4 protein-coding genes are annotated in these 7,072 nt (G+C 68.8%); 2 read left to right on the top strand and 2 right to left on the bottom strand.

Annotation, left to right across the window (positions count from 1 at the left end; genetic code table 11):
• Positions 1-265: 265 nt before the first annotated feature.
• Positions 266-1,594: a chymotrypsin family serine protease gene (locus ACZ55U_RS38635; protein WP_465534250.1), complete on the bottom strand. Its 1,329-nt coding sequence runs from the start codon at positions 1,592-1,594 to the stop codon at positions 266-268.
• Positions 1,595-2,009: 415 nt separating this feature from the next.
• Here ACZ55U_RS38635 and ACZ55U_RS38630 point away from each other — a divergent pair, with 415 nt between their 5' ends.
• Entirely contained in the window at positions 2,010-2,732 is a 723-nt protein-coding gene (locus ACZ55U_RS38630; RefSeq protein WP_465534248.1) for a hypothetical protein, read from the top strand.
• A 425-nt stretch (positions 2,733-3,157) separates the two neighbouring features.
• Here ACZ55U_RS38630 and ACZ55U_RS38625 read toward each other — a convergent pair whose 3' ends face one another.
• A complete protein-coding gene (locus tag ACZ55U_RS38625) occupies positions 3,158-5,101 on the bottom strand; it encodes a TIGR03960 family B12-binding radical SAM protein (RefSeq protein WP_465534246.1) in 1,944 nt (647 codons plus the stop codon).
• A gap of 489 nt (positions 5,102-5,590) precedes the next feature.
• Between ACZ55U_RS38625 and ACZ55U_RS38620 the strand changes: the two genes are divergently transcribed.
• Positions 5,591-6,880 carry a M14 family zinc carboxypeptidase gene (locus tag ACZ55U_RS38620; RefSeq protein ID WP_465534244.1) on the top strand — a complete coding sequence of 430 codons (1,290 nt, stop codon included), beginning with the start codon at positions 5,591-5,593 and terminating at the stop codon, positions 6,878-6,880.
• Positions 6,881-7,072: the final 192 nt, after the last annotated feature.

Here is a 7,072-nt window from a genome sequence, read left to right as displayed (position 1 = left end):
CCAGCACCGCCCATTGGGCGTCCGTCAGATCTCCCCGAGCCATGGAACGTGATCATCTCACGACCTTGATCCACTTCTGAAACAGGCCCTAGGTCAGTGGAGCACCGCCGAGAGATGCGTCAACGGTCTGACACTCGTCGCGCTTGTGGAACCTGCGCCGGTCGTCCTGTGAAGATGTCCTGAGGGATTTTCAACGAACCAACTAGGCCAGAACCCGATGGCGCAAGCCATCGGGTTCTGGCCTAGCTCGAATGCAACCGGACTATCAGCCGGTGTTGATCTTCCAGCCCTTGTCATACAGGATCTGGTAGATCGGAACGTACATCATGGCACTGAAACACCATGCCGGACGAGACCCACCATCGGAAACGGTTCGACCGTTACAGTTGACGGTGTTATCCAGAGCAGTGAGCGAGCCGCGGGCGAGGATTTTCCCGGCGGAATCGTAAGAGTAGACCGGGGCTCCGCTGTCGCCGTTGACTGCGGCTATGTCATTGGGATCGGTCTGGTACGCGTGGTCTGCCACCTTGCGCCAGACCTTGTTGTTTCCGAGGAAGGAGTAGTCGGTTCGGTCAATCTTGATGCCGCAATGGGTGCCACCATTCGCACCGGACTGGCAGATCATGTCACCGACGTTGTTGTGAGTCCACCCGGAGACGTACCGCGCATTGTCGTTGGACTGGTTCCACGGCCCTTCGTAGACCGCATTGCCCACGGCGTTTCCCGTGTTGATGCCTTCGATGTCATCGACATCAAGCATGTCCTGCTGGCTCGTCGACCCGACGAAATTTCCGTTGTACCAGTTGTGGAACGTGCCGTCGCCGCAGTGAAACGCCGTGGTGAGGAGCGGCGTGCCGTCGGAACGGGTAACGCCGAACCCACTGGAACAGATGGTGCCACCAGGAGTCTGGAGCCCGGCCCCACCCCACCAAGGAGACGAGTCTTCTCCCCGTGTGGCATCGATGGCAATCGCCGAGTAGTTCACGACCGTTTCGACACCGGTGAGGCTGTCAGTAGCAGCCTTGACCTCGCGAGTCTTGGCATCACGCTTCTCGTCGCTCAGCGGGGGCTGCCCCGACTGAGTGAAGGTCTTGGCAGCATTTGCCGATGGTTCCTCGTCGTAGCCGACCTCCAGGCCGCTGCCGTCGACGGCCGGCGCGATGCTCGTGATGCGGGTCTTGGCCGTGGTGACACTGGATGCCAACTGCTGGGGCTTACCGTTCTGCAGGAGCTTTGCACGCGCCTGATGCAGTTCAGCCTTGGTGTACTTCGCCGGAATTACCTCAGCCGTGACACCTGCGGGCAGGTTGTTTATAACTCCCTGCACGGATTCCGGAACGGCGCCCTTCCAGTGGACTCGGATATGGTTCTTGGCCGGATCCACCTCAACTTCCGAGAATCCGGGTATTTTCTCTCGGTCAACCTCGGAAAGTCCACCGGTCAACCGATCGACGATCTCGTCTAGGACCTTCTGCTTCTTCATGAGCTCAATGACCTGCGGGCTGGCCGCAGACTTGCCGATCGCAGGCTTCTTTTCCGCACCGGCCCCCGCTGCATTCGCGGATTCAACAAAGGCGGGTACGGCGATCGACACTGACAGCGCAACAGCCGCAGCCAGACCGACCTTGCCTCTCGCCTTTAACCTCCTGAAACTCACTCTTCCCCCCAAGTGGTCCCCTCCTCCTGCCTGGTCTGGCGAGAGGCAACTTCACCCTAGCGAAAGATGAGCAATTTGCACACCACATGTTTTCTGTAGAGTTCCATACATTTCGCACCCCGGGCCCTTTTTGAGACTTTGAAGCAAATGTCACGTTTGGGGCATTTACCAGGACACTCCCCGCTTTAGGAACGCATTGCGCAATCCCTGCAGGCCAATGGACGCCCCGGCGACTCGCTTGACGGGGTGACTGTCGGCCCGACAGCATTGCGTTGATCCATGAGGAGGCGCCTTGAGGCGAGCTAACTGGATGCCGCGCTTGTCAAGGCGCACACGCGTCATCGTCATAGCAGTGCTGGCAGTCGTGGGCATCGAGTTGGCCCTTGAAACGTGGTGGTTACCCTCGAAGTGGCACACCTACGATGCCGCCGTGACCGGTCCGATGCTGGTGAGTGCGGACGGTCGGACGATCACGCTGACTGTTGATTGGCGGTGCGAACAGGAGCCGGACCTCGTAGCTCACCAGAGCGGCGATCATGTCGAGATTCTGTTGCATCGAAAGAGCTTCAAGGGACCGACCTATCAGTGCCCCGATGGCGGCTCATCGCGGATCAGCACCCAGCTCAGTGCGCCCCTGGGGCCACGCCCGTTGATCGATGCCGTAACCGGTCAGCCCGTCGTGTACTTCGACGGCCGTGAGCTGGCAAAGCCAGGCTACCTGCCCCCTGACTACGACCACCCCGACGCCGATCCCGTTCCTTACCTTCCCGGCCTCGCTCAGCCCCCGGCGGGCGTACCCAGTTGGACCACTGGCTACCAGCAAGGAACGGGTGCACGGGCAGGCTCTCGTCTGCTCATCACCCAAACCCGAGGGAACGAGGCCCCAGGCCAGGGCCAGCCCGAGGCCACGGTTGGCGGACACCCTGCGACGTACGTCAGTGGCTCACCGGCCTCTGGACCACGTTCGATCATTTGGTCGGATGGGACCTACACCTACACCGTCTCAAGCGGCCGGCCGGCGTCGCTCTCCGATGAGGAACTACTTCGTGTCGCCGAGGGGCTACGTCACCCGTAGTGATCCCGAGCAGTTCCCCGGCCAGGCCAAGAACAGCCGAGAAGGTCAGCGTACCTCCGGAGAGTCCGTCCAAGTCGGACGCCGAGAACCTGCAACTCGTCGGGGCGACTGAAAGCTGTAGGCCATCACCCGAAGCAGTGCAGCGCCCCATCGAGCACAGGAGCCCTCCCCGAAGAAATCGGGGAGGGCTCTAGGCGTGGCCTCAAGGCCTCAGACCCACTCGATCGAGGACTCGATGCCCGGGGCACTCCGGGCGGCGGGCAGAGGGGTCCTCCGGCCGCCCTGCCGGACCTCCCCGAGGGCGGGTGCGGGCCCGTCCGAGGCGCGCGTCATGCCGAGCGCGCCCAGAACGAGCTCCCGCTCACCCTCCGAGAGGCTGTGAAGTAAGTCACACAGCTCACTGACGGTATCCCCCACGCCGCCGCCTACTTCTGCTGGTCAGCGGCGTTGACGACGGTCAGCGGGAGCAGCTTCTTGCCCGTCGGGCCGATTTGTATGGCCGTGTCCATCTGCGGGCACACGCCGCAGTCGAAGCACGGCGTCCAGCGGCAGTCGTCGACCTCGACCTCCTCCAGGGCGTCCTGCCAGTCCTCCCAGAGCCAGTCCTTGTCGAGGCCGCTGTCCAGGTGGTCCCAGGGCAGCACCTCCTCGTAGGTGCGCTCGCGGGTGGTGTACCAGTCGACGTCGACGCCGGTGCCGGCCAGGCCCTTCTCGGCGCAGAGCATCCAGCGGTCGTACGAGAAGTACTCGCGCCAGCCGTCGAAGCGGCCGCCGTCCTCGTAGACCGCGCGGATGACCGCGCCGACCCGGCGGTCGCCGCGGGAGAGCAGGCCCTCGACGATGCCCGGCTTGCCGTCGTGGTAGCGGTAGCCGATGTTCTTGCCGTACTTGCGGTCGCCGCGGATGGAGTCGCGCAGCTTGGCCAGGCGGGCGTCGGTGGCCTCGGCGGACAGCTGCGGGGCCCACTGGAACGGGGTGTGCGGCTTGGGCACGAACCCGCCGATGGAGACGGTGCAGCGGATGTCGTTCTGCCCGGTGACCTCACGGCCCTTCTGGATGACGTTCTTCGCCATCTCGCCGATCTGGAGCACGTCCTCGTCGGTCTCGGTGGGCAGGCCGCACATGAAGTACAGCTTCACCTGGCGCCAGCCGTTGCCGTACGCGGTGGCGACGGTGCGGATCAGGTCCTCCTCCGACACCATCTTGTTGATCACCTTGCGCATGCGCTCGCTGCCGCCCTCGGGGGCGAAGGTGAGGCCCGAGCGGCGCCCGTTGCGGGACAGCTCGTTGGCGAGGTCGATGTTGAAGGCATCGACGCGGGTGGACGGCAGCGACAGGCCGATCTTGTCCTCGCTGTAGCGGTCCGCCAGGCCCTTGGCGATGTCGCCGATCTCGGTGTGGTCGGCGCTGGACAGCGACAGCAGACCGACCTCCTCGAAGCCGGTCGCCTTCAGCCCGCGCTCCACCATCTCGCCGATGCCGGTGATGCTTCGCTCCCGCACGGGGCGCGTGATCATGCCGGCCTGGCAGAAGCGGCAGCCGCGGGTGCAGCCGCGGAAGATCTCCACGGACATCCGCTCGTGCACCGTCTCCGCGAGCGGGACCAGCGGCTGCTTGGGGTACGGCCACTCGTCCAGGTCCATCACGGTGTGCTTGGACACCCGCCAGGGCACGCCCGGGGCGTTCGGCACGACGCGGCCGATCCGGCCGTCGGCCAGGTACTCCACGTCGTAGAACTTCGGGACGTACACCCCGCCGGTGCGGGCCAGGCGCAGGAGCAGCTCGTCGCGCCCGCCCGGGCGGCCCTCGACCTTCCAGGCGCGGATGATCTCCGTGATGTCGAGCACGGCCTGCTCGCCGTCGCCGACCACCGCGCAGTCGATGAAGTCCGCGATCGGCTCCGGGTTGAAGGCCGCGTGGCCGCCGGCCAGGACGATCGGGTCCTCGTCGGTGCGGTCCTTGGCCTCCAGCGGGATGCCGGCCAGGTCGAGCGCGGCCAGCATGTTGGTGTAGCCGAGCTCGGTGGAGAACGACAGTCCGAAGACGTCGAAGGCCTTCACCGGGCGGTGGGCGTCCACCGTGAACTGCGGGACGCCGTGCTCGCGCATCAGCGCCTCAAGGTCCGGCCAGACGCTGTAGGTGCGCTCGGCGAGCACGCCCTCGCGCTCGTTCAGCACCTCGTAGAGGATCATGACGCCCTGGTTGGGCAGGCCGACCTCGTAGGCGTCGGGGTACATCAGTGCCCAACGGACGTCGCAGGCGTCCCAGTCCTTGACGGTCGAGTTGAGCTCGCCGCCGACGTACTGGATCGGCTTCTGGACGTGCGGGAGGAGTGCCTCCAGGCGTGGGAAGACCGATTCGACAGTCATGTACTAGGAACCCTTACGACGTGATTCGGTGCCGCGGTCCGGCACGGGAGGGGTGACCCTCAAGGGTAGCCCAATCCGGGGAACGGGCCGTCTGCCCCGGTTCACGGGACGCCCGCGCTCCGGCGCCGCCCGCACCCGCCGGTGCCCGCCCCGGCACGCGCAACGCGCGTCCGCCGGCCGGTGCCGTCCGCCGTTGACACGCCCGGACGGCCCGTGCGGTACTGACAGGGCTCCGCCAAAGGAACCTGCACCCCTTCCCGACAAGGGAGTTGAGTCGTACGCTCGGCCCTCGTCGGATTTCCCGCCGGCGTGACCCTCCCGTTCGCTCCCGGCCCGTCCGCCCTCGCCGGGCCGCCCCGTCCCGTCGCCGTACGGCCGCCGTCCCGGCCCGCGGCGCCCCGCCCCCGTCCCACCGCCCGCACGCCGTGCCCGGCGGCGCACCCGCACGCCCGCGCCCCCGGCGGCCGTACGACCGGCGCAAGGAGAACCATGACCGACACCGGTCGGCGGATCCGCCCCCTCCGACCCCTCGACACCCGCCCGGCCCGCTACCCGACGCCCGCCCAGGCCGAGTCCGCCGCGCGGCGGCTCGCACTGCGGCACCCTGACCGCTGCCGGCTGCGGGAGGTGGGCCGCTCCCGGGCCGGGCGCCCGCTGCTGCTGCTCTCGGTGGACCGCGGGCCGCGCGCGGTGCTGGTCGTCGGCGGCCCGCACCCCAACGAGCCGATCGGCACCGCCGGGACGGTCCGGCTCGCCGAGGTGCTGCTGGACCGCCCCGCCCGCCCCGGGCTCTCCTGGCACCTGCTGCTCTGCCTCGACCCGGACGGCGCCGCGCTCAACAGCGGCTGGCTGGACGGCCCGCTCACCATGCGGCGCCACTACGAGCACTTCTTCCGCCCCTCCTTCGAGGAGCAGCCCGAGCTGCTGCCCTCCCCGGGCTCGGGCCGCCCGCCGATGCCGGAGAGCCTGGCGCTGACCGGTCTGATCGACGAGTTGCGCCCCTTCCTCCAGTGCTCGCTGCACGGGGTGGACTTCGGCGGGGCGTTCGTCCAGCTGACCCGTCCGGTGCGGGGCCTGGCGGGGCGCTTCGCCCGCTCCGCGGAGCGGGCCGGCGTGCCGCTCGACGTGGACTCCTACGACGCGATCGGCTGGGCCAGCCCGGACCCTGGCACCTATCTGATGCCGGCCCCGGGCTGCGGGGGCTCCCGGGCGCTGCCGGACGAGCCGGAGCTGTCCACCTGGTCCTACGCGGCCCGGTACGGGGCGGTCACGGCCGTGCTGGAGGTCCCGATGTGGGCGGTCGACGCGGTCGGCGACGCCCGCCCCCACCCGGCCGGGGCGCGGGCCCTCGCGGCGGCGGCCGGCGACCTCACCAGGCGCGCCGAGGAGCTCACCGCCCTGCTCCCGAGCGTCCCCGGGCACGGCCACGAGGCGTACGGCCCGCTGCTGCGCACCGTCGAGTCCAGTCTGGCGGTGGCGCCGCGGGTGGCGGAGGAGTGGCTGGAGCGCTGGGGTGCCCAGCCGCTCACCGCCTCGCGGGTGACCACCGCCGGGCTGGTCGCGGCCCGGGTGCCGCTGCGGGGGGCGTCGATCCTGCTGCGGCTGCTCGCGGACGCCCGCGGTCCCGGCGCGGAGGCGGCCCGCGACCGCGCCCGGGCCGTCGTCACCGACAGCCTGGAGCGGCTGCGCCACCGCTTCGGCGCCCGCTGGGTCCCGGTGCAGGAGCAGCTGGCGCACCAGACCCGCGCGGTGCTGACCACCGCCGAATGCCTGCTCTGAGCCGGCCGCCCCGGCCCGGACGCCGACCGCCCCGGCCCCGACACGCCGGCCGCCCCGGCCCGGCCCGGACACGGCGGCGAGGCCGACCCGGATACGGCGGCGGGGGGGGGGGGGGGGGGGGGGGGGGGGGGGGGGGGGGGGGGGGGGGGGGGGGGGGGGGGGGGGGGGGGGGGGGGGGGGGGGGGGGGGGGG

The organism is Kitasatospora sp. NPDC034533 (assembly GCF_055575155.1).
Note: the sequence above shows the minus strand (reverse complement) of the source record. Positions and strands in the feature narration are given on the sequence as shown.